The following is a 16,663-nucleotide window of genomic DNA, read 5'->3' as shown; positions in this document are numbered from 1 at the left end:
AACTAAAATCAATCAATAATTGTAATAGTCGATTTTTCACCACGACTTGTTGCTATGTTGTGCCAGTCGACCAGTTTGTCCATTCTGGCAGCTGCTACACCTCTATTAAGAGGCCCTTCATTAGGATCATAGGGGATACCAATACACCCATCGGTAAATAGATTTGGTGTAATATGTATCATATACCCCCTATCAGAAACGAGTTTTCCTGTATTCACATCCGGTAGCATCTGTGTAACATCAATAAAAAGCCCCTGTCCAGATTCGCCATATTTATATTTCGGCGCTGGATTAACACCAGCAGAAGGGGATTGTGCGCTGATTATAGGATACGTACCATTTTTCAATTGTGTAGGATGTGTACGACCACCTTGTGATTGTTGTATTCTTGAAGTATCAGAGTCAACTCCATTATTAGGAGCTTCCTTCACAACATTTGTGATTACATTAAAAGCTGTTGTTGTGGAAGTCTTAGATATCCATTCTGTGTATTTATCATCATAATCTTTATTAGGCGTATACGTTGCGGTCAGTGTCCCTTGGCTTTTTGAAACAACAATATGAAGATCATTTCCATCAGGATCTATGTATTTAACTGGGTTATTCCCCGCATAGTGATACGTGTGCAGATTTACCACGTTATATACACCTCCCATTCCCGGTAAGTTACCGTTCCGCTTCCGCACCTCCTCATTCACCGGCGCCCCCGGCACATACTCACCCATCGCCGGATCTGTAGACAGCCACCGGCTCATCTTCGGATCAAGATACCTCGCTCCATAGTAATATAACCCCGTCTCCTCGTCCATCTCCTTTCCCGTAAACCGGAACGGTAACCCTTCCTCGCCATTCCCCCGTTCCTCGATCCATACCTCCCCATACGGCGTGTATTCAAGCCGCTCATACATAACCCCATTGTAGTCCGTCACCGCCTGGGCGCTCCCCAAGTGATCCCCATGGTACCAGTACTGGCTCACCTGCTCATACCCCGGGTTACTCTCTCCCTCATAGTTCCGCTTCGTCACCACCCGGGTGTCACCCACATACACATGCTTACTCTGACGCCACCCCTGTCCGTCACTGTTCATCTGCCACATCCGGTTGTAGTACAAAGTATGCTTCCCGCTCTCCTCCACATACTTCACTACCCGTTCCCCATCGGCCCCATACCGGTACTGGACCGTATACCGGTTGTCCTTGCTGCCCAGCAGCTGGTTCCGTTCGTTCCACGTGTATACCCGCTGATACACCGACTCACTCCCGGTACCCACCCCCGGCTGCTGCAGCGCAAATCCGTACTCCGTGTACTGTAAGTGTCCATCCTCATATACCGGGTGATCCGTCACCACTATTTCAGCGTGCCCGTTATCCCGCTCAATCACCACATTCCCGTTCCCGTCATACTGGTAATACCGGTTCCCAATCCGTTCTACCCGGTGGGCATACCCGTCGTAGTACTGGTAGCTCTGTTCGTAGTTCAGGTTGCTCCCGATCCCGCTCCCGTTGCTCACCCCGCTCACGCTCTTCTTGTTCACCATGTTTCCGATTTCATTAAACCGGTACGTCTGCTGGTATGTCGCCTCATACCGCGTCCCCAGTTCATTCGTGCTGGTCCCGGTTACTTTTGTCAGCTGGTAGAGATTATCATACTCGTAACTCTGCGCTGTACTGTACGTACTGTTCCGGTTCTCATAGCCCTTCACATTTCCCACGGTATCAAAATCATACGTGATGTTCTGGTACTGCTGCGCGCTCCCAATCCCCAGTTTCGTTTCTATTCCGTCCAGCCACCGCCGTTCCGCCTGGTACGTGTACCACGTCTCCACATCATTCCCATACCTGATGTACCGCCGCTGGCCGTACTCATCGTACCCGATGTCTTTCACATAGGGATAGGTCGTCACGCCCCGTTTCCCGGTCACGCTCCGGATCTGCCCGCCTGAGTTATACTCATACCGCACCACTTCACCATCAGGATACTCGATCCGTTCCATCTGCCCCAGGTAGTTGCCCGCGTAGGCCATGCTCTTGGTCTTTGTCTCATTCCGGCTCGCCGGGAGCAGCCCGATGGTCCGGGTTTCTTCCACGACCTGGCCCAGCTTGCCGTAGGTGTACGTGATGCTTCCCGACGCGTCCTCGATCTTCGTTACCCGGCCGGCGCTGTTGCTGCCCGCGCCCGGAAGGCCGTACCAGTACTTCGTCCGGCCGCTCACGTCACTGGGGTATTGTATCGCGGTCAGCCGGTTCAGGCCGTCGTACTCGTACTCGATCTTCATGCCCTGGTCCCGCAGCACCGTGTCCGTTTCCAGCACCAGGTTCCCGGCGTTGTCGTAGTGGTATTCCTTCCGCCCCATGTCCCGGCTTTGCATGGCGGTCCGCCGGCCCAGGAGGTCGTACTCAACCGTCAAGGGGTTTCCGTTGTAGTCCAGAGCCCGCAGCATTTCACCCAGTTCATTGTACTCGTATGTGGCCCGGGTCAGGATGGTGTTCTGCTGGTCTATCTTCGTGACGGTCAGGATATTCCCCCGGCTGTCCCGTTCTTCCCGGGTGGCGTTGCCCTTGGGATCCGTGGTCACCGCGTAGCTCAGGCCGTTCCCGATGCCGTAGGCCGTATACTGCCGGGCGGGACCCGAGGGGTCCGGGAACTCTATTACCACGGGCCGGTCAAGGCCGTCATAGGTGGTCCTGACCGGATTCTTGAGGCTGTCCGAGAGCGGGTTGGCCAGGAGGGTCTCGAGGTTTCCCGCGATGAACCGGATCTGGCCTTCGGCAATGGTCCGGCCTTTGCCGTCATACGAAGCCAGGCCTGATACGTTCCACCCGGAAATGTCCGTGCCGTTGTCCGCCCGGTATTCCCCGTTCTTGGCGGTTATGAGGCCCCGGCCCAGGCCGTCCAGCATCACCACTGTTACCATCACCGGGTCATAGGAGGGGTTGTCCGTCAGATCGTAGCGGATACGGTTTTCCGTTACCGCGTACCAGTTCGTTCCCGCTTCCGTACTGTATTGGTACCGCACCGCGGGGGTGCTGCCCCCGTGGTCGTAGGGGCTCCAGACTTCCGCGAGCCGGCCGTACTCGTCCGGTACGTATTCCATCCGGTTGCCGTTTTCATCCACTTCCAGGGTCCTGAGCCCGTACCGTTTATCCCACCCGATGGTGGAGGTATAGGTGCCCGTGCCCGTGCCGCCCCGCTCTATCCGGACGGGGTACTGGTACTGCTTTTTGCTGTCCGCTTCCCCGGCGTTCGTGTAGTCCCCGTCGTATGAGTACTGTATCCACGCGCCGTTGGGGTCCGTGATTTTCCTGAGGTTCCCGTAGCCGTCCCAGTCCACGGTGCTCACACTTTTCCCGGTACCGTTCCGGTCCTGGTACTGGGTGATTTTTTTCAGGGCCCCGGTTTCCGTATCGTACTCGGCGGTCCGCCACCGCAGGAGACTGTTGGCCCCCCCGTAGACTTTGATCTCCGCCGGGTGCGCGTGGAGGTAGCCGCTGAGGCTGTGGTTGTAGCTGATTTCCGCGCGGATGGGGTTCGTCCCCGGGCCGCCTGTTTCCACCATCCGGATCACATTGCCGTATCCGTAGCCCTGTACGGTTTCGTAGGTGTATTCGGTTTTGGTAGTCACGGTGCTGCCGTCCTGTTCCCGCAGTTCCGTGTCTTCACTGAGGATCCGCGCAAAGGGGGCGGCATCAATATGGTACTCGGTGGTCCGCCGGACGGTTCCTTCGGCGTTCTGCAGGGTTACCTGCTTGACCATGCCTTTGCGGTAATACGCGTCATTGTAGTAGACCGTGGTCTTGATGGTGTCCGCCTGGACCGCCCCTTCGTCCCGGTACCGGGTTTCGGTAACGGTTTCGTACCCGTAGAATTCCTTGACCGCCCGGTCGTAGTATCCGTCCGCTGAGTACTGGTACCGCACGGTGTAGCGGTGAGCGCCTTCGGGCATGCCCTTGATACCCTGCCCGGTTCCGTCGGTGGTGACCACTTCCCGGAGTACGCAGCGGGTCTGGGGCGCGGCGGTGGTGCCGTATATCCATTCGTAGGCCAGTTCGGTCCGGCCGCCCTGGGGCAGGTCAATAGCTTTGAGCAGCCCCACCTCCCCGCCAAGGTTCCGCTGCACGTAGATCTTTTCCGATCCCGGGATCCGCAGCACCCGGTCAGGCAGTCCGTCGCCGTCCATGTCCATGGTCCGCACGGATATCCCGGTTAAGTTTGTTCCCGCGTTGACACCCCCGCCGTACGCGGTGGTAATATTAATGGTGAGCCAGAGAATCTGAATCGGAATATTAATGTTGGCGTTCAGGCTTCCGCTGATACCCAGGCTTACGGAGGTACTCAGTTCCAGGCTGTTCAGTTTCCCCGAAGAACTGTAGGGATTCGCGTAGTTTCCCGATGACGGATCAAACATACTGGTGCTTGCCAGCAGAGATCCGATCACCGGCAGGTTTTCGATGGCGCCGTACAGCAGATTGCCGTCGGTCTTGGTATCTATGGCGTTCTTATCAGCGCTGCCCAGTCCCCAGTCCCGGGCTTCTACGGTCCGGGGGGAGGAAAAACTCTTGCCCAGATTGAACTGCACGGTCATAGTATTCGAGCTGCCGTCCTTCCGGACCTTGTCCGGCAGCCCGTCACCGTTGATGTCCATCATCATCACCGTGGTCTCGGTTCCGGTTACCGAATAGTTGATCGCACCGCCCACACCGAGGCTGAATCCGGTGGAGGATCCATTCGCCGTGGAATTAGAGCTTTTTCCCCCGCCGCTGCTGCTTAAGGAAAATGAACCGCCGATGCTTTGGACTGTTGAACTCCGCAGCTGCGCGCCGATGCTGCGGGAATCGGAAAAACCATCCCCCAGATTCAGCCGCACCGTGCTGCCCGATACGTAATCCGGCAGCCCGTCACCGTTGATATCCATCAGGGCCGCCTCCTGGATACTCGTTCCCTCGGAACCCGTATAGCCTGTTCCCGCACTTCCGGTAACCGTTATGTCCGTTATCCGTCCTGACGGCGAAACACCTACCTTTGCTGAGCCGGACGGATTGATCGCGGCGCCGTAGATTGTCAGGGTATTGGTATTCTTACTCAGTTCCTTCCCGTTCGCCATGGGATAACTGCCGGTATACCCCTCCCGGCCCCCGGGGGTTACCCGGATCCCGCCGTTGGTGTACTGCAGCACATCCGCGATCCCGTCCCCGTTGATGTCCTGCACCGACTGCCGCATCACCGTGGTCCCCGCATTCGTTCCCCAGCTGTTGCTTCCTCCCAACCCCAGCGCCAGAATGTTTCCCAGGGATCTTAATTTTTCCACGTACAGGGTTATTGTCCGGAATATGTTAATCCAGTCGGAAAATGGCAGGTCCGGTAGTTTCAGTGACGCGTTATACACCGTATCCGTGCCCGTATTCACGCTTTCCTGGATATTCACCATGGTGAACTCACTGCCCCCAAGCTCGTTGGTCATGCCGGGGATGTCATAGTAACTGGTCCCGCCCACCCGGTTGGTATGGACCCGGGTTCCCTGGATATACGGACAGAACTCCTTGTCTGCCGGCTGGACCGTCACCGTGCCGTTGCTGCTCTCGACCATCTCATTGGTAACAATATTCGATATCGGGCCGATGAGCGTCCCGTCGGTTATCGCGCGCCCGCTGTCGTCATCCCGGCTGATCATGTTTTGGTTGTGTTCGTCTTTCCGGGTGCTCACCGGCAGGAAGATGATTTCAGCCGTGTCATCCAGCTGCGGGTTATTTTCCAGGTTCTCTTTCTTCTTGTTATAAAAAGTCCTTTTCGCTTCTGCCTCTTCCTCACTGATGATGCTGTTTTCGTTCCGCTGCTGGTAGAGCCGGGCCTCGCTGAACCGGTTCTTTGCCTGGTCCCCCACCCAGATGCCGTAATACCAGCTGTGCACCCCGCCGTACAGCACATCCACGACTTCCGGTTCAACGGTACTGTCTTCGTCTTCCCCCAGCTTTTTGTGTATGGTCACGCTATAGGGCGGGACCGCCGCATTCGCCGTCGAAAAATCATCACCGCTGTTCCACTCCAGCTTCATGCCGCCCAGATTAATGTACGTATTGAGGTACGTTTCCCCGTCATCCGATAGATAGGAAACTTTGATCGGTTCCGCGCTCACCCCGTACCGGCTGTCCGCGTAGTACCGGATCGAACGCTGCACCGTTCGCCAGCTCTCCAGATGCAGCACAGCGCTGTAGTGGATGATCCGGTCATAGAGCAGTTCATACCGCGCTTTCTCTTCAGCACTCTTCCCATTGAAGTAATTTTCCCGGGCAGAATCCTTCATATCGACGATATCGTTCCAGTCACCAGTCATCACATAGATTCCCGGACTGCCGCCGCGTACGTAAAACGGCACGTCAGTGGCCATAAACCCGTTCCAGGAATACCCCTTGAGCACCCCGTCAACCTCGGTCCGCTCCGCGTCCGAAAGGCTCTTCTGAATAAACGTACACTCCGTATCCGGCGCGAGTTCCGGCGTTGCCGCGTATGCATCCGGCACAATCCGGTCATAGGCGGCCCGGAAGACCGCCGCGTCGGCCACGGCAGCACCGTTCATAACGTCCGTCAGCTCCGCGTAGGTCAGACTCTGCCACCGGCTGTGCCGGCTGTCATACTCAGGCCCCCGCAGGTCCGCCCATATCGCGTCCAGTTCCGCCGCGGTGATGATCTTCCCCGCCCCTTCATAGTTCGTATAGGTGTATCCCTGGGTATAGAGCAGGCTTTCGGTCGGAACCCCCTGTACCGTTATCTGCTGTGTTATGGGAATATCAACACTTACGTTCTCTCCGTCGCGGGTCACGCTGCCGTACCCGAAAACCTCCCCGCCGTGCCGTACCGCGTAGGGCGGAACAAGATCTATCTGCAGCAGCTTCCCTTCATAGATATCCAGATCAAGTACATCCCCGCTGCCGTGCACATACCCCGGATTCCCCGCCTGCCGCTCATGGTCTTTTTTGGCGCCGCTCTGCTCATACCCCAGTTTGCCGTGTATGCCGGCGGGCAGGATCGTCTGCCCCCAGGGCATGGTGTAGTACGCCAGGGCTCGCACCTCCGCTTCGGTGCAGCGTTTTTCAATCAGGGTCTGTATCACCCGCGCCTGAGATTCCCATGTGCTCCCCAGCCGTATCCGGCTGTTCTCATTGAAATAGTACCGGTTTTTCCCCGGATCATACCCGTACAGACTGCACAGGGTTATTTTCTCTTCATCCGTTTCCGTATGGTTCCACAGTATCGCGAACCCCGCGGGGCTCATCCAGCCCGGGATAAACCACTTGTCCTTCACCAGCTGCGCCGCCACGGTGTAATACTCACTTCCCGCTTCCCGCTCCCACTCCGATTTCAGTGTGCAGGTGTAAGTCGTTCCATCATCACCATCATCGGATGAAGACTCGGTGTAAATCAGTTCGTATATATCAGGCAGCTTTGTTGAACCGTACCCGCTTCCAAAACCCGCGTCCGTAATTGTTTTCGGCGGGAGATACACATTCCCCTTATCCATGTCCGCGAAGTACCGGATATTCTCATACCGGAGCGTGATATCCCACAGAATCGTATCCCCCCGGGTGTCCGTTCCCGGATCACCCAGAAAATAGATCGATTCCCGTTCCCGGGCTTCATACTGCCGGGTGTCCGATACCGTCTCAGTTCCGGGCTCCAGTTTCAGCCGTATCTCCGGCTGCTCCGCCGCCCCGAAATAGGTCTTGGCCGTTATCCCGTCTCCGCTTACCGGTTCCGGCGACTCAGGATCGGTCCGCGCCGTCTGCCGTACCTCCAGACTCCCCGTATACGGCGACCGCCACGAACGCAGCGGCGACTGCTGGTAATATCCCTCCTCGTATTTTGTCCGCTGCTCTTCACTGAGCAGATCCGCCCGCGGCGGGATCACCACACCGTTGCTTGTATACGCCGTCCGCACAAACGAACGGCCCGTGTTCTTAAAGTAATATCCCGCTCCCGCTTCCGCGTAATCAACCAGTCCATCCCCGTCAATATCAACAAACCCGCCCTTGGCGTCGGTCCAGCCGTCCTGGTCCGTTTCCGAATAACTGACGCCAGCCTCAAGAGCACTGCTTAACGCGCCCGCGCCCGCGTACACCGTTTTGCCGAGGCTCGTACTCGAACTCCGTTCCTTCTCAAGCATGTCGATGCTGCCGCCCACAATAGGCCAGTCATCGGTGCGCACAAACCCGCTCCCCGTGTTCCGGTAAAACTCGATCCGGCTCCCCACTTTCTTGATACTGTCAGGACGCCCGTCCCCGTCCAGGTCTACCAGGGTCTGCCGGCTCTGCGCATCACCGTTCCCGGTCGCCAAGGTCAGTCCCCCGGTACCCCGCACATCCGCAACAGAAGTCCCCACACCACCGCCGGCGGACACCGACGACTGGCCGCCCCCGCTTACCCCCTGCCGTACCTGCAGCCCATTGGGCATGGCCCATTCTTCCGGAGCGCCGAAAAATACCAGCGTTTCCCCGTTCTTCTCCGGCTCCGTAAACGCAAACCCGTAGCTCCACAGGTACCGGTCCGCCTCCGTGGCTCCGGTCTTCTCCTGCCCGAACCGTTTCAGCTCCGGTATCCCGAAGTAATTGCTGCCGTATTCCGCGTAGTAGGACCGCACCGCCTGGCCGTCGTACGCCAGGGTAATCCGTTCCAATAGCAGCACCTGTTCACTCAGGTACCGGCCGCGTCCGTCCGTCTGCACATCAGTCCGTCCGGTCGTATACCCGAACTCTACCGTGTACAGTCCGGTAAGCCCCTGCTTCACGTTCCCCGTATACCGGATCCGGTGTATCTGCAGCCGGTTTCCGTCATTCCGGTACTCATAGGTTACCGTGTTCCCGTATACGTCCTGCTCCTCTTCCAGTTCCCACACGTACCGCTCTGCGGCGCTCCGCCCGATCCGGCTCCCCGCCGATGCCCCGTAGGTCCGCCGCCGTCCGGTCCGGTCCGTCACAACCCAATAATACGCGCCGCCGCTCCCGTACCGCTCTATCAGCTCAAATCCGCTCTCCCGCTCAGGCCGGTACGTCACCGTGGTCCCCGATACTCCGCTCCGGGACAGCTTCACCCCGTCCAGAAGGTACTCATCCTCCCCGTCATACCGGGGCAGGCCCCACCGCGTGTCTATCGTTATCCGGCTCCCGTACTGCAGGTCAAACCCCTTGCCCATCACCCCGCTGCCGTTCCCGCTGGAATACACCACCGCCACCCGGGGCTGCATCCCCGCGCGCCCGGAAGGCACCGGCACATCCAGCCGGAATTCCGCCGCTCCGCTGCTCCCGCCCTCCAGCCCGTCCAGGGGGATCACCAGAGCTCCCGGATTCGCGGCCTCCAGGTTCTTAATCGAATTGATATTGAAGTCCAGCGGGCCAGGACCCTCAGGCAGCGTGATCGTCCCGTTGATCATATCCGTAAAATGCGTCGTCTCGCTGATGATACGGTGCCGCTCCTCCTCAAGACCAACCCGCTCCAGCCGTTCCCATTCCCGGCCCGCCGTATTGTAATAATACGTGTACAGGTTCTCCAGCGATTCTTCATTGTTCCCGATCCCCGGATCATACGCCATCCGGATCTGTACCGCTTTTTTAAACTGCGTTCCCGCAGGCTCAAACCGGTACCCGCCACCGCCCCAGGTTACGTTCGACAGGTCTTCCCCCGTCCCTTCCGTCACCGGCAGCCGCGTTATCCGGATCTCCGTATCCCGTTCCAAGGCACCCGCGGGGATTGCCACCTCGGTCTCCCCAAGCCGGACAATACCCCCCGCCTCCGCAGCAATCACTTCCGCTGCACTCTCCCGCACAATCCCGGGGAGCCGTACCCCCGCCGCCGGTTCAGGGCCCGTCTCTCCGTACATCCACACCGGATGCAGCATCCCCACATATATCACCGCGAGTATTCCCGCTGTTATCCGGCTCCCCGTCATCGCGCGCTCCTTCTTGATCCCGGTTTCATTTCTTACTGCTCTTTTTCTGCCTGCCGCCCCAGCGGCTCACTTCTCTTCCGTAAAATACACATCCACCTCAGACGCAGGAAACCGGTCCACCGGCGATATCACCACCACGTACCCGTTCCGGCCGCCCGTGTGCACCGGTGCCAGTTCATCCGTGAACCGCTGCACGTCATACCCATTTATCTTCAGCAGGTATTCCTGGCTTGCCGCCGTATACGTTACCGTAAGCGTATTTACCATCCCCTCGCCGCTGGTCAGATAACTCGTGGCCGTCCACCACTGCTTGCTCTCGTAATTCCCCCCTATCACCTTTCCCAGCGCGTACTCTCCGTTGTTATTCACCATCACCGTGAGCATCGTTACCGTGTTCTCCCCGCCGACCTCACGCGTTCCCTGGCAGATCACCAGGCCATACCCGGCCGAGCTGTTCCCCTTCGGTTTGTTCACCAGCACCGTCCGTTCCTCAAACGGATCCTTCGCTCCCTCATCCCATACCGTCCACACCGTAAACCCATTCCGCGACCAGTACTGCGGATCACTCGTGGTAAACCGTGTCACCGTTCCCGCCGCCGTTTCCGTCGCGACAAACAGCTCATTGACCAGGGCCATGCCCCCGTCTTCTCCTGCCTCTTCATCCGCCGCGCCCTGCGGCTGCGCGCACCCGCCTAATACCGCCGCCGCGAGAAACAGCGCCCACAGCTCCGCTCGTATGCTCTGCACGTTCATCGCCGTTCCTCCTCTTAATACGGAATTATTTCCTCAACGCCTATCGTGTACCGCACGATCTTCCCGCCCACCTTCACCAGGCTCGACGCGAAAAAAATATCCTCATTCGGATACAGCTTGAAATACATCACCCGCGGCGCCATCTCATTGTTCTCTATCCAGAACTTCTTCATGTGCAGCACCACCTGCTCCGACCGTTCCTCTTCATACACCTTAAAATGCGAATTCGCCTCTATGTGTGTCACCTGCGAATCACGCACAATTACCGACGCCTTCCGCAGCGGCGGCACCTCAATGCAGTACCAGTCCTCATCCGACAGCAGCAGCCCGTTATACGACCGGTAATAATACATATTCGCTATCGTATCGATCGTCCCAATCAAAACCGCCGTCTCCTTCGTGCCGTTCGGTTCGTATTCATCCCGCGTTACCAGAGAACTCACCCCCAGCACCGGTTCAGACGGCCCGAATACCCGGTTCCCTCGCTGCTTCGACAGCCGGTACACGTACCGCGTGTCCGCCGCCACCGCCGTATCCGTATACTCCGTGCCCGCCCCACGGTACACCGTCCGGTACACCAGGTTCTCCGCGTCCTCCGCCCGCTCAAGAATATACGCGTCCGCACGCGCGTCTTCATCCCACGACAGCAGAATCGTCTGTGACCGCACAAACGACTCCGCTCGCGGCCGCTCCACCACAGGGTCTCCCGTATCCCGGCTCAATACTTCATACATCCCGGCTCGGCACGATACCAGCAGCACCGCCACGGCCAAACAGTTCAGGAGTTTTACCATGTCCTTTTCAGCTCCTTTGTGTACAGCATGACCTTCACCCCAAGATGCGGCGAATACGAAAACAGCGGCTCCTCCGTAAACAGCACCGTGAACAGATTGTCAAAATAAAATGATACCCGCTCGCTGAAATGCAGCTGGTACCCAATATCCGCGCCCGCGCCAAGGTTGTTGTACACCCGCGTCTCCGCGTCCGCGTACGGCTCCTCCACGCTCAGAATGTCCAGCACATACTGGAACGCAGCTCCCATAAAAAAACTATGGTGCTCCGATACCGCAAGGTGCAGCCGTACCGGCACCGTCAGCAGTATGCTGTGGTAATACCCGCTATACGCGTCAGGCCGCCCAAGCCCAAGCCGGTATTCCGCCTCAATCCCAGTGGAAAAGTAAAACCGTTTCCCAAACGCGATAAAGCAGTTATCACTCGGTATAATCTCAAACCCAACAGTCACCGCGCCAGTCCCGATCAGCAGGTCATTCCACCGGGATCCCAGCGGCGTCCAATACCCCACCGACGCCGGCATCGAAATCTGTACAAAAGACCCGCGCCCGCCGGCAAGCCCCAGGTTAAACGTCTCATTAAAGTAACTGACAATCTTTACCGCTACGTCCCCGATCATCCGCTCGTAATTTCCATGGTCATCTATCGCGTAAAAACTCCGGATAATCTCCCGGTTCGAATAATCAAACAGCTTTATCTCTATCTGTATCGTGTAGTCCCGCTTCACGATAAATCCGTACAGCAGAAAATCCGCCTTCTCATTCCGGCACACCGTCGCCGCGTCCACCATCGACTGCGGCGGCGCTATCAGCTCGTCACTCAGCGCCGTGAAGTTCAAAACCATACCTGTCTCTATCCCGTGCAGCTCCCGCAGTATCTCCCGGTACGCAAACCTATGGTCCTTCAGCATGTCCTTCGTCTCATCAATATACAGAACAGGCGCCATGTGCACCGTCATCCCCTTCACACAATACGGTACCAGCAGCAGCACCAAAATCGTCATCACCCTCCGTACCATCACCATCTCAGCGCGCCTCCCCGGCAAGCTTCCCCAGCTCCTCCGCCGCCATGAAATCAAGCACCGCGCCGATCTCTTCCCGCGTGTACCCGTTCCGCTGCAGCAGCGTCAGCCCCTCACGGATCTTCTTGTACTGCTCACGGTCATGCCGGTTCCGCTCAAACAGCGCGTAATACATATAAAACCGCGCGTCCATGTTTTCAGGCTGCTCCCCCGATACCAGCGAAAATACCCCGTACGCCTGGCTGTACTTCCCCTGCTCCAGCAACCTGAGCCCCTCCCCATACCGCCCCGCGAGGTCCCGGTCACTGTACAGACTCTCCACCGTCTTCTTCTTCTGCTCCGCAAGCAAATCCGCGTACACTCCCTCAAGCCGCTCAAGCCGCGTGTTCGTGCTCGCTATCCGGCCGGCCGTCGCTGCCGTCCCCGCGCTCCCCGACAAAGTGATCACGTCGGCGAGCGACGCTTCAAGATCCCCGATCGCACGCAGGTACTCCCCGGTCGCCCGGCTCACTTCGTCTTCCACCGCTTGAACTACCAATCCCTCTAGAACATCTATTCTCTCTTCAATGAATGAATGTTCTCTCTCCAAAAAAAAGAACATGCTCACCAGCAGTCCTATCACTACTGCCTGCCCGGCTCCGCTCACCACAGCCGCCGCGTTCACTCCGACCCGTTCCTTCGCCATCATTCCCCGCCTTCTCGTTTCTCTCCACCCAGCTCCGGCCGCCGCCCCGGTATAGGGGATAATACGTATACACATCTCGCCGGCTCACGCGTTTTCCAGCGCCGCGGCCTCTCTTATTGGGGTTTTTACTTTCTTTTGCCGGATTTTTTTATATGAATACAGGTACCGTCAGCACACAGAGAATCCGTATCCGTCAATGATACTATGGAAACGCCAGTGTTTATGCTTCAAAACAGTATCAATATATCATTGGGATTTTAGTTTATCAAGTTTTTAATATATTTATATATTTGAAATGATATCCATACCTTGACTTTAACGTTATCGGAAGTTTTAGCCGGGTGTCGGCGGCCTGAGTGATTATTGAGTGAAATAGCTTTATCCCGGTAACGTCAAAATAATCTTGTTTACCCATCCGTTGTTGGAGGTCATTATAATAAAATTAAGATTGTAAAATCTTCGATCTTCATAACATAACGGATAATTTATTTTTGTAAGATGAGCCGTATTAATTATACCAAACCTCTTCAGTAGAGTTATTTTCAATTACAGCCTGAGGCCCCTGGGTAAAGGAGGCTGGGGTATACACACACACAGCCCCGCCATTGATTGCGGCGTTGTTGTAGTTAATGATTCCCCCATTCATGAGGAATTTCGCTGAATCCCCCTGAATATAAACACCGCCTCCGAACATGGTCGCTATATTTCCTTCAATGCTTCCGTCATTCATGGTAAAGGAGTTGGTGCTGCGGGCATAGACAGCGGCGCCTGACGGCGCTTTATTGGGTGCGGAAACCCGTCCTATGTTTCCGCCGTTCATAATAAACACAGCCCCGTTTCCGTTCAGATTGACGCCGCCGCCAAGTGAGTTGGCTTCATTACCTTCAATACTTCCGCCGTTCATGGTAAAGGTTCCGAAGTTTACCCTGATGCCGCCCCCTTCATTCGCCTTATTCGGGGAGGCCGCGGTTCCTATTTTTCCATTATTCATGATGAACTTTGGTTCCGCACCCATCATGGCAATACCGCCGCCATAGGCTGCAGCCTCACATCCCGCAATAGTTCCGCCGTTCATGGTAAAAGTTCCGTTATTTACTATGACACCGCCGCCGGTGCCTGCATAGGCATCATTTTTATTACCGGTAATGAGTACGCCATTGCCCATTTCCAGGTTCCCGCCGGCTACCTGGATCAGGGATGTCGTATTGGTGAGACGCCCCTCCAGAATTAATTCCGAGGTTCCTCCGGTTAGATACAGGGACGCCCCGGTTGGTATATCGAACATTCTGATACCATCGGCATTCAGTTTCAGCGTATTGCTGTTCCCGTCTGAGGTCAGAACAATGGTTTTCCCCGATGGAATAGTATAAGAGCCTAGTTCCAGAATATTATCAACATTATCATTCACAACCACAATTGTTGCATGATCTATAAAAGAATTATCCCGCACCGATACAAAGGCATTATCAAATGTACACGGGCTGCCTGCGGAAGAACCGTCCCCTATTCCGTTATCAGTGACGTAATAAATTTCACTGCTCCCATCGTACGTAAAGCTTGCCTGTACAGGCATGCCATCTTCATTGGTGAGTGTCACGGTTAACTGGTAGGGGGAACCGATATAGGTCTGCAGGTTCTGAAGAACCGTCATCTGGTAAATATCCGCAATTGCGCTGTTATCCGGACCGTTCCAGCTATTCCAGCCGGTTCCTTCCTGGTATGTTCTTGTATAGGTTTCACTCGATGCCCCGCAGCTTATGGTTAATCTATTTGCATCGCTGATATTATTCCGGTCCGGCTCTTCCGGTGTCCATAGAAGAGTGAAACCGCTGCCGGCGGGCTTTACGTTCAAAATAGCAGGGGTTGCCGGAAAATCATTGCATTTCAATACGGGAAGCACAAACGGATCAAATATCCGGCCTGTTTCATCAAGGACCTTTAAGGTTACCCTTAAACGGAATATTTCTCCTTCATAGGGAAATAAATTATCGCCGCCAATAGTTACCACCACTGTATTAGGCGCTTCATAGCGCGCGCTTATTCCTGTTGGACTTGTTGATGGCGGAGCCCAGTCATTCAGATCATTCCGGTATTCTTCCAGTATTGGGTCCAGTTCATACAACTTCGGGTTTCGTAAAATAAGACGTATTTCCGTTTTCGTGCCCGGCTTGATGATCATAATCCCATCACTTCTTTGAAATAAAACTTCCGGGATAAAAGAAATAACTTTTTCTGCCGCGGCATCTTCGGTATACTTTTTGATATATTCAGGAATGGAAAGGTTAAATACGCTGCAGCCGGAAAGCAGGCAGATAATACTTACTATGGTGCACATGAACGATTTATTCATATCGCTCTCCTTCCGGCATCCTGTATGAGGTCTCTGTTTTTCTACTTTACATAAGTCAAAACTACTAATATCCACAATATGTGAAAAAACATATAACTGTGAAAATTCAGAATTAAAATAGTATACAAAAAATGATTTACCTGAACAATGCTTTTTTGGTTTTATGGAATTTTTATGATGATTGAACTCCCCAAGCGGCAATGAAATACTCCGCCATTACCGCCTTTTCCGGGCATTCCGGAATCAGCAATAAGTTATAAAAATGCGATCAAAGCTTCATTAGATGTATTGTCCCGGTAAATGTGAGAAGTCCCGAAACACTGAATTAATAACCGCAATCTGATTATATTTTACAAAACATCGCTGTGGGAAAACCGGAAGGTAAAATTCGTTCCGTCGATCCATTCAAAGGGGATGCCGTATTTCGCCTGTGAATAGGCGGATATTTTGAAAATCAGGGAACAGAGGTAATTCAGGTAGCGGTAAAAGTCGTCCTCCGCGATCCCGGGGCTGTCACCGGAAAGGATGATCCGGTTCCGGATGGCGTTGATGTCGTACATGTATTCCCTGCCGTTGAACATCCAGATATCGTCGTAGCTCAGCTTAAGGGTCTTTTTAACGTAGGAAATTTTTTCCGTAAAATTGAAGGCAGTAAATTTTTCAATAAATGATTCTATAAAAAAATCCTGCAGCGCGGCATCGTTCTTTATCTGCCTGAGGGTCGAATAGGACAGTCCCGTCTGCTCATCGGAATACAGCCGGGAGAATTTCCCGCAGTACACCGTCACAAGGTGGCCCAGAAACAGTTCAAAGGTGGTAAAGGATGAAACCAGGAGGTTGTTTCCTATACCCTTCCGGCTTTGGTCAAGAGTCTTTCCCATATACTTCCGGTATTTTTCCAGCATCCTGCCGGTATAGCCTTCAACGGATGTATCGTTCTTATCCTCCAGAAACGCCTTGGTGGTCTCAATCAGGCTGCCGTACTCAATGCGGTCAAGGATTTCCGCGACATCGGTTTTACTGACAATGGCGGTAAGGTACTTATACAGAGAGGTGTTTATGAGGATTTCATTGTAATAGGAAAGCGCTTTTATCGTATCCATCGTGTCCGCCGGAGATAAGAAAAA

Annotated in this window: 7 protein-coding genes; all 7 read right to left on the bottom strand. The window is 55.1% G+C overall.

Features of this window, described 5'->3' with window-relative positions:
• Window positions 1–8: 8 nt before the first annotated feature.
• The 7 genes from JFL75_RS19345 to JFL75_RS19315 all read right to left on the bottom strand — a co-directional run bounded on the left by JFL75_RS19345 (window position 9) and on the right by JFL75_RS19315 (window position 16,639).
• Window positions 9–9,935: a toxin TcdB middle/N-terminal domain-containing protein gene (locus JFL75_RS19345; RefSeq protein ID WP_215628316.1), complete on the bottom strand. Its 9,927-nt coding sequence runs from the start codon at window positions 9,933–9,935 to the stop codon at window positions 9–11.
• A gap of 66 nt (window positions 9,936–10,001) precedes the next feature.
• Window positions 10,002–10,688 (bottom strand): hypothetical protein, encoded by a 687-nt coding sequence (locus tag JFL75_RS19340; protein WP_215628010.1) that lies wholly within the window; start codon window positions 10,686–10,688, stop codon window positions 10,002–10,004.
• Window positions 10,689–10,702: 14 nt separating this feature from the next.
• Complete coding sequence (locus tag JFL75_RS19335) at window positions 10,703–11,482, bottom strand: hypothetical protein (protein WP_215628009.1); 780 nt, start codon at window positions 11,480–11,482, stop codon at window positions 10,703–10,705.
• On the bottom strand, window positions 11,476–12,504 hold the full coding sequence (locus JFL75_RS19330) for a hypothetical protein (protein WP_215628315.1): 1,029 nt from the start codon (window positions 12,502–12,504) through the stop codon (window positions 11,476–11,478). Before JFL75_RS19330 ends, JFL75_RS19335 begins: the two co-directional genes overlap by 7 nt.
• Window position 12,505: 1 nt before the next feature.
• Complete coding sequence (locus JFL75_RS19325) at window positions 12,506–13,189, bottom strand: hypothetical protein (RefSeq protein ID WP_215628314.1); 684 nt, start codon at window positions 13,187–13,189, stop codon at window positions 12,506–12,508.
• 505 nt (window positions 13,190–13,694) lie between these two features.
• Window positions 13,695–15,536, bottom strand: a complete 1,842-nt coding sequence (locus tag JFL75_RS19320; protein ID WP_215628313.1) for a hypothetical protein — start codon at window positions 15,534–15,536, stop codon at window positions 13,695–13,697.
• Between the two features lie 350 nt (window positions 15,537–15,886).
• Window positions 15,887–16,639 carry a hypothetical protein gene (locus JFL75_RS19315; protein ID WP_215628312.1) on the bottom strand — a complete coding sequence of 251 codons (753 nt, stop codon included), beginning with the start codon at window positions 16,637–16,639 and terminating at the stop codon, window positions 15,887–15,889.
• Window positions 16,640–16,663: the final 24 nt, after the last annotated feature.

The sequence above is a fragment of the Breznakiella homolactica genome, assembly GCF_016616095.2.
In the GTDB taxonomy this organism is placed as follows: Bacteria; Spirochaetota; Spirochaetia; order Treponematales; family Breznakiellaceae; genus Breznakiella; species Breznakiella homolactica.
The sequence above is the reverse complement of the archived record's forward strand: the minus strand, read 5'-3'. Positions and strand labels throughout refer to the sequence as shown.

Excerpts from the sequence above, each read along its gene's own strand:
- JFL75_RS19345 (WP_215628316.1), bottom strand. The coding sequence starts at position 9,935 with ATGACGGGGAGCCGGATAACAGCGGGAATACTCGCGGTGATATATGTG.
- JFL75_RS19340 (WP_215628010.1), bottom strand. The coding sequence starts at position 10,688 with ATGAACGTGCAGAGCATACGAGCGGAGCTGTGGGCGCTGTTTCTCGCG.
- JFL75_RS19335 (WP_215628009.1), bottom strand. The coding sequence starts at position 11,482 with ATGGTAAAACTCCTGAACTGTTTGGCCGTGGCGGTGCTGCTGGTATCG.
- JFL75_RS19330 (WP_215628315.1), bottom strand. The coding sequence starts at position 12,504 with ATGGTGATGGTACGGAGGGTGATGACGATTTTGGTGCTGCTGCTGGTA.
- JFL75_RS19325 (WP_215628314.1), bottom strand. The coding sequence starts at position 13,189 with ATGATGGCGAAGGAACGGGTCGGAGTGAACGCGGCGGCTGTGGTGAGC.
- JFL75_RS19320 (WP_215628313.1), bottom strand. The coding sequence starts at position 15,536 with ATGAATAAATCGTTCATGTGCACCATAGTAAGTATTATCTGCCTGCTT.
- JFL75_RS19315 (WP_215628312.1), bottom strand. The coding sequence starts at position 16,639 with ATGGATACGATAAAAGCGCTTTCCTATTACAATGAAATCCTCATAAAC.